Source organism: Streptomyces sp. NC-S4, from assembly GCF_054353315.1.
In genome coordinates, this window is the sequence record NZ_CM135937.1 from 1,639,236 (window position 1) to 1,653,362 (window position 14,127).

At 73.9% G+C, this 14,127-nt stretch carries 12 protein-coding genes; 11 read left to right on the top strand and 1 reads right to left on the bottom strand.

Translation table 11 applies throughout. The features are described from left to right. Nucleotides 1-209: 209 nt before the first annotated feature. Nucleotides 210-572 (top strand): hypothetical protein, encoded by a 363-nt coding sequence (locus ACXNSR_RS06785; RefSeq protein ID WP_458641247.1) that lies wholly within the window; start codon nucleotides 210-212, stop codon nucleotides 570-572. 150 nt (nucleotides 573-722) lie between these two features. Next, nucleotides 723-4,616 carry an nSTAND1 domain-containing NTPase gene (locus tag ACXNSR_RS06790; RefSeq protein ID WP_458641248.1) on the top strand — a complete coding sequence of 1,298 codons (3,894 nt, stop codon included), beginning with the start codon at nucleotides 723-725 and terminating at the stop codon, nucleotides 4,614-4,616. On the opposite strand, the gene ACXNSR_RS06795 is transcribed toward ACXNSR_RS06790, so the two are convergent. Continuing rightward, complete coding sequence (locus ACXNSR_RS06795) at nucleotides 4,600-5,169, bottom strand: helix-turn-helix domain-containing protein (RefSeq protein ID WP_329104652.1); 570 nt, start codon at nucleotides 5,167-5,169, stop codon at nucleotides 4,600-4,602. The two genes, ACXNSR_RS06790 and ACXNSR_RS06795, sit on opposite strands and share 17 nt — an antisense overlap. A 166-nt stretch (nucleotides 5,170-5,335) precedes the next feature. On the opposite strand from ACXNSR_RS06795, the gene ACXNSR_RS06800 reads away from it, so the two are divergent. The 9 genes from ACXNSR_RS06800 to ACXNSR_RS06840 all read left to right on the top strand — a co-directional run bounded on the left by ACXNSR_RS06800 (nucleotide 5,336) and on the right by ACXNSR_RS06840 (nucleotide 14,112). Further along, the gene (locus ACXNSR_RS06800) at nucleotides 5,336-6,115 is read left to right on the top strand and encodes an ABC transporter permease (protein WP_458641249.1); all 780 of its coding nucleotides are present in this window, start codon (nucleotides 5,336-5,338) and stop codon (nucleotides 6,113-6,115) included. Further along, entirely contained in the window at nucleotides 6,112-6,831 is a 720-nt protein-coding gene (locus tag ACXNSR_RS06805) for an ABC transporter ATP-binding protein (protein WP_458641250.1), read from the top strand. Before ACXNSR_RS06800 ends, ACXNSR_RS06805 begins: the two co-directional genes overlap by 4 nt. Nucleotides 6,832-6,839: 8 nt before the next feature. After that, nucleotides 6,840-7,862, top strand: a complete 1,023-nt coding sequence (locus ACXNSR_RS06810; protein ID WP_458641251.1) for an ABC transporter substrate-binding protein — start codon at nucleotides 6,840-6,842, stop codon at nucleotides 7,860-7,862. Between the two features lie 51 nt (nucleotides 7,863-7,913). Continuing rightward, the gene (locus ACXNSR_RS06815) at nucleotides 7,914-9,023 is read left to right on the top strand and encodes an aryl-sulfate sulfotransferase (RefSeq protein ID WP_458641252.1); all 1,110 of its coding nucleotides are present in this window, start codon (nucleotides 7,914-7,916) and stop codon (nucleotides 9,021-9,023) included. Between the two features lie 208 nt (nucleotides 9,024-9,231). Next, nucleotides 9,232-10,194: an amino acid ABC transporter permease gene (locus ACXNSR_RS06820; protein WP_458641253.1), complete on the top strand. Its 963-nt coding sequence runs from the start codon at nucleotides 9,232-9,234 to the stop codon at nucleotides 10,192-10,194. Next, nucleotides 10,191-10,991 (top strand): amino acid ABC transporter ATP-binding protein, encoded by an 801-nt coding sequence (locus ACXNSR_RS06825; protein WP_458641254.1) that lies wholly within the window; start codon nucleotides 10,191-10,193, stop codon nucleotides 10,989-10,991. The genes ACXNSR_RS06820 and ACXNSR_RS06825 overlap by 4 nt, the downstream gene beginning before the upstream one ends. A gap of 60 nt (nucleotides 10,992-11,051) precedes the next feature. Continuing rightward, complete coding sequence (locus tag ACXNSR_RS06830; RefSeq protein WP_458641255.1) at nucleotides 11,052-12,071, top strand: ABC transporter substrate-binding protein; 1,020 nt, start codon at nucleotides 11,052-11,054, stop codon at nucleotides 12,069-12,071. After that, nucleotides 12,068-12,802: a GNAT family N-acetyltransferase gene (locus ACXNSR_RS06835; protein ID WP_458641256.1), complete on the top strand. Its 735-nt coding sequence runs from the start codon at nucleotides 12,068-12,070 to the stop codon at nucleotides 12,800-12,802. Before ACXNSR_RS06830 ends, ACXNSR_RS06835 begins: the two co-directional genes overlap by 4 nt. 128 nt (nucleotides 12,803-12,930) lie before the next feature. After that, nucleotides 12,931-14,112, top strand: a complete 1,182-nt coding sequence (locus ACXNSR_RS06840) for an LLM class flavin-dependent oxidoreductase (protein ID WP_458641257.1) — start codon at nucleotides 12,931-12,933, stop codon at nucleotides 14,110-14,112. The last annotated feature ends 15 nt before the right edge of the window (nucleotides 14,113-14,127 follow it).

Genomic DNA, 14,127 nt, shown 5'->3' on the forward strand with positions numbered 1-14,127 from the left:
CGCGGCCGGGCCGCCGGGCGCCATGCCCGCACCGATGACGAAAGTCTTACGCCGGCCCACCCGGCGTTGCCCGCCGCCGCACGTTCGGGCCGGTGGCAGGGGGTTTCCCGGGCGCTGCCGAGACGGGCGACGGGCAACCCGTCGACCCCGGCAGGGGCCGGGGGCAGGCTGGAGCCGTCAGCACGAGGCACGCACCCCAAGGGGAAGTCATGCGCAAGATGTTCCGCGGCGCCGCCGCGCTCGCCACCTCCGTCGTCGCCGTGATCGCGCTCAGCGGGACGGTCGAGGCCAAGCCGGCCGACGCGTGGGCCGGATGCCCGGACGGGGCGGTCTGCATCTACCCTCAGAACCAGAACCCCGCCGTCAAGCCGACGCACGTCTTCTACACCTACGGGGCGCACAACCTGAGCAATCAGTTCGGGAACCACTGGGTGCTCAACAACCAGTACGGCGGTGCGACCGCAAATCTGTGCACGGGTTCCGGAGGGTCGGGCTGCGGCAGCCCCATCGCTTCCAAGACCGGTGTGTACGCCGACCTCACACCCGTGAACTCGATCCGGCTCAACCCGTAGCGACGCCCCCTCAGGGGCGGCGTGCGGAGCCGCCCGACCGGCGGCTCCGCACACTCGTGTGCTGGTCATACCGGCTCGAAGGGGCAATTGTCGGCCCCACCCCCGCGGTAGCCTGGGCGCTCCCGTACCGCTGCCTGGGCGCGCACTGCCATGGGGGATGTCTTGGGGGATCCGGACCACCGGCCGAAGACCGACGGCCACCACGAGTCCGACGACGCGGCGCCACCCTTTCCCGCACAGCTGAGACGTCTGCGCGTGCAACGTGGTCTGTCCCTCTCGGACCTCGCCCGGCAGACGCACTACAGCAAGGGCTATCTGAGCAAGATCGAGACGGGTGCGAAGCGCGTCACCGTCGACGTCGCGCGACGCTGCGACGAGGTACTGGGGGCCGGAGGTGAACTGGTGCGGATGGTCCGGGAGACGGGACCGCGCGGCGCCGACGGCCACGGCGACAACGACGGCGGCAGGGACGGCCCGGGCGGCTCCGGCACCCCGGCCGGCGCCGAATGCCCCTACCGGGGTCTGCCTGCCTTCACCGCGCGGGAGGCCCGCTGGTTCTTCGGACGGGAGCGGGCGACGGCCGAACTGATCGAGCGGGTCTTCGAACGGGTCGGCGACGGCCCGCTGATGCTGCTCGCCCCGTCGGGCGCGGGCAAGTCCTCCCTGCTGAACGCCGGTCTCGTGCCGGCACTGCGCCGGGGCGCCTTCCCGATGCCGGGCTCGGACACCTGGCCCGTGCTGCGGTTCACGCCCACCGCGCGCCCGCTGGAGGAACTGCTGGACTGCGCCGCGAAGGCCCTGGGCGGCGATCCCGGCGTCACCGCCGGCGAGCTCCGGGACCGGCCGCACGCACTGCTCGAGGCCGTCCGGCGGCACCGGGGCGGTTCCCCGGCGGGCGGCCCGGACCGGACGCCGCCGCCGCGGCCGGTGCTGCTCGTCGACCAGTTCGAGGAGCTGTTCACGCTGTGCTCCGACGAGGACGAGCGGCGCGCGTTCGTCCGGGTGCTGTGCGCACTGGCGGCCGCGCGGCCTGAACCGGACGGACGCGAACCGGAGGGTCTCGATCCCGCCGTCGTGGTGCTCGGCGTACGGGCCGACTTCTCCGGAAACTGCCTGGACCTGCCGGAGCTGGCCCCGGTCTTCACCCGGGGGCTGTTCGTCCTGCCCCCGATGTCCCTGGCGGAACTGCGGGAATCGATCACGCGCCCGGCGGACCTCGCCGGACTCGCCCTCGAACCGGGCCTGTTCCCGCTGCTGATGCGCGACGCCGGACTGCGCGACGACCAGCCCGACCGGACCCCCTCCGGAGTGCTCCCCCTGGTCTCGCACGCCCTGCTGGCCACCTGGCGCCGGCGCGAGGGCGCCACCTTGACCGTCGACGGGTACGAGCGCACGGGCGGCATCCAGGGGGCGATCGCCCGCACCGCCGAGGAGGTGTTCACCCGCCTGTACCCGGCCGAGCAGAACACGCTCCGCCGCGTCCTGGTGCGGCTGGTGCACGTCGCCGACGGTACGGGGGCCACGCGCCGCCGGATGAGCCGGACCGCGCTGATGGAACAGCTGGCCGACGCGGGCCCCGCCGCGGCCGCGCTCGACGCCTTCGTCCGGGCGCGTCTGATCACCATGGACAGCGATACCGTCGAGATCACCCACGAGGCCCTGCTGCACGCCTGGCCGCGGCTGCGCGGCTGGATCCGCGCCGACCGGGCCGGGCTCCTGGTCCACCAGCAGCTGGCGCACGCCGCCGCCGAATGGGAGCGCGAGGGCCGCGATCCGTCGGCGCTGCACCGGGGGACCCGGCTGGAGACGGCCCGGGCCTGGGCCGACGAGCACGACGGCAGGAGCCGGCTCGGCCCGCTCGAGGCCGCCTTCCTGAGGGCGAGCCAGGACGCGCAGGACGGCCGCGAGCGGCAGGACGGACGTCAGGTGCGGCTGCGGCAGTGGACGCTGGCCACGCTCGTCGTCCTGCTGGTCCTCGCGGTGGGCGCGGGCGGGCTCGCGTACCAGCAGCGCGCGGGCGCGCTCGGCCAGGAGCGCGTCGCCCGGTCCCGGGCGCTCGCCCTGCAGTCCGCGGCGCTGGCCGCGGGCCGGCCCGAGGACTCGATGCTGCTCGCCGGCCGGGCGTACCGGACCTCGGCGACCAGCGAGGCCCGCGGGGCGCTGCTGAGCACCCAGTCCCAGCCGTTCGTCGCCCGCCTGGGCGGGCACGGCGGGCCGGTCAACGCGGTGGCCTTCGGCCCGGGCAACGGCACGCTGGCGACGGCCGGTTCCGACGGGACGGTGACACTGCGGCGGGTGGCCGACCGCCGGACGATCGCGACCTTCACCATGCCCGGACGGGTCCGTGCGGTCGCCTTCAGCCCCGACGGCGGGGCGCTCGCGGCCACTTCGACGGACGGGCCGACGCGGCTCTTCGACACGACCGGCCGGGGCACGGGGGCGCAGCTCCCGGCGAGTACGGCGGGTGCCCGCGCCGTGGCCTTCGCACCCGACGGGCGGAGCCTGGCCGTCGCCGGTGCCGACGGGACGATCGGGCTGTGGGACGCCACCGGGGACCATCACGCCCTCGGGTCCCTCACCGGCCACACCGGGCGGGTGAACTCCCTGGCGTACGCCGCCGACGGCCGGACGCTGGTGTCGGCCGGCGCGGACCGGACCGTACGGCTGTGGGATCCGGTGGCGGCCGGGGCGCAGGCCGTCCTCACCGGGCACACCGACGAGGTACTGGGCGTGGCCTTCGCCCCGGACGGACGGACGGTCGCCACGGGGGGCGTCGACCGCACGGTGCGGCTGTGGGACGTGGCCGGGCGCCGGACGACCGCCACGCTCACCGGGCACAGCGACGACGTCAACGGTGTCGCCTACACCCCGGACGGGACGACGGTCGTCAGCGCGGGCGGCGACGGTACGACCCGGTTGTGGGACGTGGCCGGGGGCCGGGCCACGGCCACGCTCGCCGGGCACACCGACTACGTCCTCGGGGTGGCCGTGGACCGGGGTGGCACGTTGCTGGCCACCGCGGGTTTCGACCAGTCGGTGGTGCTGTGGGACCTGCGGGGCGCGGTACTGACCTCGCGGCCGTTCACGGAGGTCTGGCACGCCGCGTACAGCCCGGACGGGAAGCGGCTGGCCACCGCGGAGTCCGATCACGCGGTGCGGCTGTGGGACGTCGCGGGGCGCCGGGTCCTGGCCACGTTCGCGGGGCACCGCGAGACGGTGTTCTCGGTGGCCTTCGCACCCGACGGGCGGACCCTGGCGTCGGCCGGCTCCGACGGCACCGTACGGCTGTGGGACACCGCGGCGCCCGGCCGGTCCGCCGTGCTCGACGGCCACGGCGGGACGGTGTTCGCGGTGGCCTTCTCCCCGGACGGGCGGACCCTGGCCTCGGCCGGCTCCGACGGCACCGTACGGCTGTGGGACGTGGCGGGGCGCCGCCCGCTCGCCGTCCTCACCGGTCACACGGACTTCGCCAACGACGTGGTGTTCAGCCCCGACGGGCGCACCCTGGCCAGCGCCGGGGACGATCTGACGGTACGGCTGTGGGACGTGGCGGGGCGCCGCCCGCTCGCCGTGCTGACCGGCCATCGGGGCGCGGTGCGCGGGGTGGCCTTCGGTCCGGACGGGCGGACGCTGGCGAGCAGCGGCAACGACGGGGCCGTACGGCTGTGGGACGCGCGGCGCCACCGCTTCGAGGCGGAGCTGGCCGGGCACACCGGATCCGCTCGGGGCATCGCCTTCTCCCCCGACGGCCGCACGCTCGCGAGCAGCGGCAACGACCGCACGGTCCGGTTGTGGGACGTGGCCGGGCGCCGGACGGTGGCCGTGCTGTCCGGCCACACGAACGCGGTGTGGGGCGTCGTGTTCGCTCCCGGCGGGCGGACGGTGGCCAGCAGCAGTACGGACGGCACCGTACGGCTGTGGGACCTGGACATCGGGGCGCGGCTGGCGGCGGTCGACGGGCTGCGGGCGTCCGGGTCCGCGGGGCGGGACGGCGGGCAGGCCGTGGGGAGTGCCCTGCCGATCGGGCTCAGGCGTTGGCGATGACGAGGAGGGTGCGTGCCGCGGCCGGGCCCGACAGGCGGCAGCGGTGCGGGACTTCGCCCCGGTGGTGGGCGCTCTGGCCCGCGCGCAGGGTCAGCGGGTCCTCTCCCTCGACCTCCAGGACGATCTCGCCCTCCAGGACGTAGAGGAAGTCCTCGCCGGGGTGTTCGAACCAGCCGCGCTCACCGCGGCCGGGCTCGAAGTGGTGCTCGTAGGCCTCCATCAGGGTGCTGCGCCCGCCGGGGATGAGCACCTGGGCGATCTGCCCCGCGGCCTCGCTGACGCGGATCACCTGGGGGTCGCTCTCGTGGCTGACGGCGCCCGGCCGGTCGGGCGGCCGCAGGAAGGTGCCCGGGGTGACGTCCAGGGCCTCGGCGATCCGGTAGATCGAGCTGAGGCTGGGCGTGGCCAGTCCGCGCTCCAACTGGCTGAGGAAGGGCTGGGAGAGGCCCGAGCGGGTGGCGAGTACGGCCATGGAGACGCCGCGCTGCTTGCGGCAGCCGCGGATCACCCGTCCGACCTCGATCGCTTCGGGCGTGGGTTCTGGGCGAGACACGCAGGTGAACGTACCCCATCGGATCCGGCGCGCCGGAGGGCCGCGGGAGGTTTCGCACTGCCGCAACACTCCCTTCATAAGCGTGGTCAATTATTGACCTCACTTATCAACGCATCGGAACGCACGCGTGGCAACGAGCGCGTCGCAACGAACGAGGAGCCGCCCCGTGCACGCCACCCCCTCACCCCCCGGCCGGGGCCTCGCCCCGCTCGGCCCGGCCCTGGGCGCGGCCGGCGTCGTACTCGCGCTCTGGTACCTCCTCGCCCACTCCGGCCGGGTCGCCCCGGGGCTGCTGCCCACGCCGGGGGAGACCGCGGCCGCCCTGGCCGACGGCGTCCGCACCGGCACCCTGGCCGCCGACCTCGGCGCCAGCCTCGCCCGGGCCGGACAGGGCTTCGCCCTGGGCGCCGTCGTCGGAGCTGCGCTCGGCTTCACCACCGGCTACCTGCCGAAGGTCTCCGCCGCCGTCACCCCGGTGATCTCCTTCCTCCGGCCTATCCCGGCCATCGCGCTGGTCCCGCTCGCGACCGCCTGGTTCGGCATCGGCGAGAGCGCCAAGCGCCTGCTCATCGCCTACGCCGTCCTGCTGGCCGTCTGGCTGTACGTCCACGACGGGGTCTCCCGGGTACCGGTCTCCCACCTGCGGGCGGCCCGGTCGCTGGGGGCCCCGCTGCACCGGCGGTTCACCGAGGTACTGCTGCCCGCCGCCGCCCCCGCCCTGCTCGCGGCCCTGCGCTACGGGGCCTCGGTGGCCCTGCTCGCGCTGGTGGCGGCCGAACTGGGCGGCGCGGACAGCGGACTGGCGTACCGGCTCCAGGTGGACGGCCAGTTCCTGCGGGTGGACCGGATGTTCGCGGGGCTGCTCGTACTCGGGCTGCTCGGGGTGGCCGCCGACCTCGTACTGGCCGCAGTGGGACGCCGGTTCGTGCACTGGAGCGCGTCATGAGCCTCGCGGTACGGCTGGAGGGTCTGTCGGCGGGCTACGGGGCCGGCGCGCCGGTCCTGGAGCGCACCGACCTGGAGTTCGCCGCGGGCTCGTTCACGGCGCTGCTCGGGCCCAGCGGATGCGGCAAGTCCACCGTCCTCAACACGGTGGCCGGCTTCGTGAGGCCCACCGCCGGGCAGGTCACGGCGGGCGCGGTGCCGGTGCGCGGGCCCGGCCCGGAACGGGGCGTGGTGTTCCAGCACTACGCGCTGTTCCCGTGGCGCACGGCCCGCGGCAACGTCGAGTTCGCCCTCAAGCGGCTCGGACTGCCCCGTGCGGAGCGCCAAAGGCGCGCCCTCGCGGCGCTGGCCGAGGTGGGGCTCGCCGACGGCTCGGAGAAGTACCCGGCCCAGCTGTCGGGCGGCATGCAGCAGCGGGTGGCGCTGGCCCGGGCGCTGGCCGCCGAACCCGAAGTGCTGCTGATGGACGAGCCGTTCGGCGCGCTGGACGCGCTGACCCGGACCCGGATGCAGAGCCTGCTGCGGGAGCTGTGGCAGCGCCGCGGCACCACCGTCCTGTTCGTCACGCACGACATCGACGAGGCCCTGGCGCTCGCCGGGCGCGTGATCGTCCTCGGCGGGAGTCCCGGGCGGGTGCTCGCCGACCACCCGGTACCCGCCGGACCGCCCGACCCCGACCTGCGCTCCCTGATCGCCCGCCGTCTCGGCGCCGAATGATCCCGTTCATGCCCCCGGAAGGACTGTTCACCATGCCCGGACCCCGCGCGGTGGCCGCCGTACTGCTGGCCGCCCTGCTCTCGCCGTTCGCCACGGCCTGCACCTCTTCGCCGTCAGGTCCGGCGGACGGCGGCCGCCCGGCCGTCACCCTCGCCGCGAGCGACCATCTCGGCGGCGCCCCCGTCTACGTGGCCGAGGAGGGCGGCCTCTGGCCGGCCGAGGGCATCGAGGCCACCGTCACCAGCCTGCCGACCGGCCGGGACGCGCTGAACGCCGTGCTCGGCGGCCAGGCCCAGCTCGGCGTCGTCGGCGATCTGCCCGCCGTGACGGCCGCGCTCGGCGGGCGCGAACTGCGGGTCGTCGCCGACCTGTCCCGCTTCTCCGACTGGCGCCTGCTCACCCGGACCGACCGGCAGATCACCGGCTTCGCCGCGCTGAAGGGCCGCAAGGTCGGAGTCCCGCAGGGCACGAACGTCGAGTACGCGCTGTCGCGGATGCTCGCCTCGGCGCACCTGACCGCCTCGGACGTCACCGTGGTCAACCTCGCCCCGAACCAGGTCACTCCGGCCCTGGCCCGCGGCGACATCGACGCCGGTGTCACCTTTCCCAGCTTCTACGACGCCGCGCGCACCGCCCTGGGCGGCTCCTACGCCGAGCTCCCCTTCACCGGATACACGGCCAGGACCCTCCTCGTCGCCGGCCCGTCGGCGAGCGAGGAGATCACCACCGCGGTCCTGCGCACGCTGCTGCGTGCCCAGCGGGAGCTCGGCGCCGACCCGGCCGGGGCACGAAAGGCGGTGCTCGCCCAGTCCAAGGGCGTCCTCCAGGCCGCCTACGTCGACACCTTCCAGCCGCGCTACACCTACGGCGCGACCCTCTCCCCCGAGCTGCTGGCACAGCTGGAGGAGGAGGCCGCCTGGGCCAAGGTCGCCCAGAACCTGCCCGGCGCCGCCGACCGCGCCGCACTGCTGAAGTACCTGAACGCGGGCCCGCTGACGGCCGTCGACCCGGCCGCCGTCACCGTCCGCTGACCGCCCCGCCCGCACCCGCACCCGCACCCGCACCCGCACCCAGGAGATCCCATGACCGTCGACCAGAACACCCTGCGCCGCCGCGGCGTCGGCCTGATCGCCCACGACCCCGAGCGCAGCTACGGGGGCCTCACCCTCTACACACCGATCACCAGCGCGGGCGAGATCCACCTCGTCGACATCGAGGGGCGGCCGGTCCACACCTGGAACTCCCCGCACCCGCCCGGCCGTCAGGCGCAGATCCTGCCGAACGGGAACCTCTTCTACGCGGCCAAGGACACGAGCGGCCCGACCCTCTTCCCCATCTGGGACGTCTACCACGGCGGCATCTTCCAGGAGCTGGCACCGGACTCGACGGTGATCCGCGAGGTCCGGCACCCCTTCCACCACCACGACGCGTCGCTCCTGCGCAACGGCAACCTGATCATCGGGGCCGTCGAGCCCCTGGACCCGGCCGACGCGGCCCGGATCCGGGGCGGCATCCCCGGATCCGAGGCGCCCGGCGGGGTGATCTACGGGGACGTGGTGTACGAACTGACCTGGGACGGGGAGATCGTGTGGCGCTGGGCCGCCATCGAGCACCTGGACCCGGCGGATGTGCCGCTGAACCCGCACTTCGCCCGCAACCACTGGCCGATGGCCAACACCGTCAACGAGAGCGCGGACGGCTCGATCGTGGTGGGCTTCCGCAGCGCGTCCACCACCGTGTCGGTGGACCGCGCCGACGGTTCCGTACGCTGGCGCATCGGCCCGGACGTACTGGCCCAGCAGCACCATCCGCACGAACTGCCCGGCGGCACCCTGCTCGTCTTCGACAACGGCACCTACCGCGACACCACTTCGGTGCCGTACTCCCGGGTGCTGGAGCTCGACCCGTCCACCGGCGAGGAGGTGTGGGCGTACGAGGACAACCCGCCGCAGAACTTCTTCAGCCCGTACATGTCCAGCGCCCAGCGCCTGCCGAACGGCAACACCTTCATCGCCGAGGGCTCCTTCGGCCGGCTCTTCGAGGTGACGCCCGGCGGGGAGGTCGTGTGGGAGTTCGTGGTCCCGCAGTTCCGGTCCTTCGGGGAGGGCGTGGGCCTGGAGTCCTCGGCCGGCGCCCAGAACTCGGTCTTCCGTGCCCACCGGTACGCCGCGGACCGGATCCCGTGGCTGTGAGGCAACCCCGAATTGTTTCACCGGAAGGCGTTTCATGTACGGCCGATTAAATTGACACGCGCTTATCCGGATACCGATCAGGAGCGTTGACAGCCCTTCTCCGGACTGCCTAGCTTACGCCGCAGAAAACGACATCGGCGGCCTCTTCTTTCCGGCATGACGGCTGCTTCTTTCGATTCTTCGATTTGTCGAATCTGCTGGAGTGTCCGTGACCGAATCCCTTGTCCTCGCCGCGCCCACCGGCCCTTCCGGCCCGCCCGCGCCGGCCGAGCGGGTCCGCCCGCTCCGCCGGCCCGGGCAGTGGCTCGCCACCGGCGCCGTGCTGGTGTTCGCCGCCCAGGCCGTGCACGGGCTGCTCACCAATCCCTTCTACCAATGGGACCGCTTCGCCTACTGGTTCCTGCGGCCCGTCATCCTCGACGGGCTGCTCATCACCCTCCAGGTGGCCGCGTACAGCGCGGTGCTGGGCCTGGTCGGCGGTGTCCTGCTCGCCCTCGCCAGGCTCTCCGCCAACCCGGTACTGCGGTCCGTCAGCTGGACGTACGTCTGGCTGCTGCGTTCGGTCCCGCTGATCGTCGTCCTGCTCTTCCTCTACAACCTCGGGGCGCTCTACCCCACCCTCAGCGTCAGGGTGCCGTTCGGACCGGCCCTCCTCACCTTCGACGAGTCCCGGCCGGCCCCCGACATGGCCATCGCGGTCGTGGGCCTGAGCCTGGCCGAAGCCGCGTACGCGGCCGAGGTGGTACGGGCGGGCCTGCTCTCCGTGGACCAGGGCCAGCACGAGGCGGCCGCCGCGCTGGGACTGCCCGGGCGCTACCGGTTCACCCGGATCGTCCTGCCGCAGGCCCTGCGGGCGATCGTCCCCTCGTACGTGAACCTGCTGATCGGGCTGGTCAAGGCCACCTCTCTGGTCTTCTACGTCTCCCTGCTCGACCTGTTCGGCTCGGTGCAGAGCCTGGCCGGCACCTACTCGGGCGACGTGGTGCCGCTGCTGCTGGTGGCGACCGCCTGGTACGTGATCCTGACCAGCCTGATCTCCGTCGTCCAGTTCTACGTCGAGCGGCACTACGCGCGCGGCGCGCTGCGCACGCTGCCGCCCACCCCGGCGCAGCGGGTCCGGGCGGCCCTGCGCGAACTGCGGGTCCGCTTCCGGAAGGAGACGTCCCGATGACCGCGGACACCACCGCGGCCGACACGATCGCGGCGCGGCCCGCCGCGATCGAGGTCCACGACGTGCACAAGTGGTTCGCGGGCCGGCCGGTCCTGGACGGGGTGAACCTGGCGGTGCCGCCGGGCACGGTCACGGTCGTCCTGGGGCGCTCCGGCTCGGGGAAGTCCACCCTGCTGCGGGTCATCAACCACCTGGAGAAGCCCGAGGCCGGGTACGTCAGCGTGGGCGGCGAGCCGATCGGCGTCCGGCGGCACGGAGGGCGGCTGAAGGAGCTGAGCGAGCGGGCGATCCTCGCGCAGCGCAGCCGGATCGGCTTCGTCTTCCAGAACTTCAACCTCTTCCCGCACCTCACCGTGCTGGACAACGTCGCCGCGGCTCCGGTCGCCACCGGCCGGCTCCCCCGCGGCGCGGCCGAGGACCTGGCACGGGAACTGCTGGAGCGCGTCGGGCTCGGGGACCGGACCGGCGCCCGTCCGCGGCAGCTGTCCGGCGGGCAGCAGCAGCGGGTGGCCATCGCCCGTGCCCTCGCGCTGCGGCCGGGGGTCATCCTCTTCGACGAGCCCACCTCCGCCCTCGATCCGGAACTCGTGGGCGAGGTGCTGTCCGTGATCAAGGAGCTGGCCACCGGGGGCACCACGCTGGTGATCGTGACGCACGAGATCGGCTTCGCCCGCGAGGTGGCCGACGAGGTGGTCTTCCTCCACGACGGGCGCGTCGTCGAACAGGGTCCGCCCGAGCAGGTCCTGGACCGGCCCGCCCACCCGCGTACCCGGGAGTTCCTGAGCAAGGTCCTGTGACCCGCCCCGGCTCCGCCTTCCGTCCCTCCCCGCCCCCTCCTCCTCCCGCAAAGGAACGCCATGCACCACGAGTCCACCCTGCGCGACAGACTCCTGCGCGGCCTCGGCGCCGCGACGGCCGCCGTGGCCCTCGCCGGCGGGCTCACCGCGTGCGGTGACGCCGAGGCCACCGCGACGCCGGCGGCCTCGGGCACGGTCACCGTCGGCGCCGAGTCCAACGGCGCCGCCCGGCAGACCGAACTGTCCGTGCCCGTCGTCGAGTCGCTGCGCGCCCGGCTGCCCGAGGACGTCCGCGAACGGGGCGAGCTGGTCGTCGGCGTCGGCGCGCTCCCGGCCGGCTTCCCGCCGCTGGCCTACGTCGGCACCGACCAGAAGACGCTCACCGGGGCGGAGCCGGATCTGGGCCGGCTGGTGGCCGCGGCCCTCGGGCTGAGGCCCGTCGTGAAGAACTCCACCTGGGAGAACCTCTTCGTCGGCATCGACAGCGGCAAGGTCGACGTGGCCTTCACCAACGTCACGGTCACCGAGGAGCGCAAGAAGAAGTACGAGTTCGCCTCGTACCGGCAGGACAACCTGGCCTTCGAGGTGCTGAAGGACAGCTCCTGGAACTTCGACGGCGACTACCGCAACCTCGCGGGCCGCACCGTCGCCGTCAGCTCGGGCACCAACCAGGAGAAGATCCTCCTGGAGTGGCAGAAGAAGCTGCGGGCCGAGGGCAAGGACGTCACCGTCAAGTACTTCCCCGACGCCAACAGCGTCTTCCTCGCCCTGAGCGGCAAGAAGATCGACATCAACTTCGCCCCGAACCCCTCCATCGCCTACCACGTCACCCAGACCGCGAACGGCAGCGCCCCCACGCGCAACGCGGGGTCCTTCTCCGGCGCCGGCGAGTCCCTGCAGGGCCTGATCGCGGCGACCGCCAAGAAGGACAGCGGGCTGGCCGAGCCGGTGGCGGCGGCCATCAACCACCTGATCGAGAACGGCCAGTACGAAAAGCTGCTGGCGGCCTGGAACCTGTCCGACGAGGCCGTCAAGACTTCCGCGGTCAACCCGCCCGGCCTGCCCCTGAGCAACTCATGAGCACCCCCGCGCCCACCTCGCCGAACCCCCATGTCCTGGACAACCCGGCCTGGGCCGCCCTGTCCGGCGCGCACACCGCCTTCGCCGAGTACCCGGCGGGCGGCGGCGCCCGCGCCGCCCGCTACGCCCCGGACGTCTCCCCCTTCGCCGCCCTCGCCGACCCGGAAGACCCGCGTTCCTGGGCCGACCTGCGCGCGCTGGTCGGCGACGGCGAGGTCGCCTCGCTCGCCGGGGTACTGACCCCGCCCGACGGCTGGGAGACCGTCGGGCGGATCCGGGGCGTCCAGCTCGTCGACACCTCGCTGCGCGCCGGGCCGGCCCCGGAAGCGGTCCGGCTGGGCGCCGCCGACGTGCCGGAGGTCCTCGAACTGATCCGGCTGACCGAGCCCGGGCCCTTCCTGCCCCGCACCGTCGAGCTGGGCACCTACCTCGGCATCCGCCGGCAGGGCCGGCTGGTCGCCATGGCCGGGGAGCGGCTGCGTCCGCCCGGCTGGACCGAGATCAGCGCGGTGTGCACCCATCCCGACCACCGCGGCCGGGGCCTGGCGACCCGGCTGGTGCGGGCCGTCGCCGCGGGCATCCGGCAGCGCGGCGAGGTCCCGTTCCTGCACACCGCGGCGAGCAACACGCGTGCGATCCGGCTCTACGAGTCGCTCGGCTTCACCCTGCGCCGCCGGCCCTTCTTCCTGGCCGTGCGGGCCCCGGGCAACACCGCTGCCAAGTTCTCTTAATACTGCGGTCATTGTATGGCGCCGCTATCGGGCGTAGCGTTTTCGAAGGAAATTGATGACGGGCCGAATTACCCGTTCCCGCATCGGATTCTCTTTTCCGTACGCCGAGCAGGAAGGCGCAATTCTCCGTGTCCGTTTCCTCATCGTCCCCGGCGCCCCTGCACCTGGCCGTCGCCCTCGACGGCGCGGGCCGGCACCCGGCCGCCTGGCGCGAGCCGGGCGCCCGGCCCGCAGAGCTCTTCACCGCCCGCTACTGGGCCGCTCTCGCCACCGAGGCCGAGGCCGGGCTGCTCGACTTCATCGTCTTCGAGGACGGCCTCGCCCTCCAGTCCTCCTCGCCCGCCGGACCCGACGGGCGCACGGACCGGGTCCGCGGCCGGCTGGACGCGGTGCTCACCGCGGCCCGGGTCGCGCCCCTGACCCGGCACATCGGGCTGGTACCGGCCGTGACGGCGACCCACACCGAGCCCTTCCACATCTCCAAGGCGATCGCCACGCTCGACCACGTGAGCAGGGGACGTGCCGGGCTGCGGATCCAGGTGTCCGGGCTCGCCCACGAGGCAAGGCACTTCGGGCGGCGGACCGCTCCGTTCCCGGACGGGGAGCTGTACGCGGAGGCCGCCGACCATGTCGAGGTGGTCCGGCGGCTGTGGGACAGCTGGGAGGACGACGCGGAGATCCGTGACGTGGCCACGGGCCGGTTCATCGACCGCGGCAAGCTGCACCACATCGACTTCGAGGGCCGGCACTTCAGCGTCAGGGGGCCTTCGATCACCCCGCGCCCGCCGCAGGGCCGGCCCGTCGTCAGCGCGTCCGGCGACGGCGAGGCCTCGTACGCGTTCGTCGCCCGGTCCGCCGAGGTCGGATACGTCGCCGCGCGCGACGACGACGGCACGCGCGCGGCCGTGGCGGCGATCCTGCGGGCCCGGGAGGCGGCCGGGTCCGCCGGGGACCCGCTGCACCTCTTCGGGGAGCTCACGGTGTTCCTCGACGCGGACGCTCCGGCGGCCGCCGCCCGCCTGGCGCGCCTCGACGCGCTCGCGGGTGCCCCGTACGCCGGTGACGGGGCCGTCTTCACCGGGAATCCCAGGCAGTTGGCGGACCTGCTCCTGGAGCGGCGTACGGCAGGCCTGTCCGGCTTCCTGCTGCGGCCGGGCGTGATCGCCCACGATCTGCCCGCCATCACCCGGGGGCTGGTGCCGGAGCTGCAGCGGCGCGGGGCCTTCCGCCGGGAGTACGGGGCGGACACCCTGCGCGGCCTGCTCGGGCTGGAGCGACCCGCCAACCGCTACGCGCGGCCCGCAGCCTGATCACGGCGCGGTCCG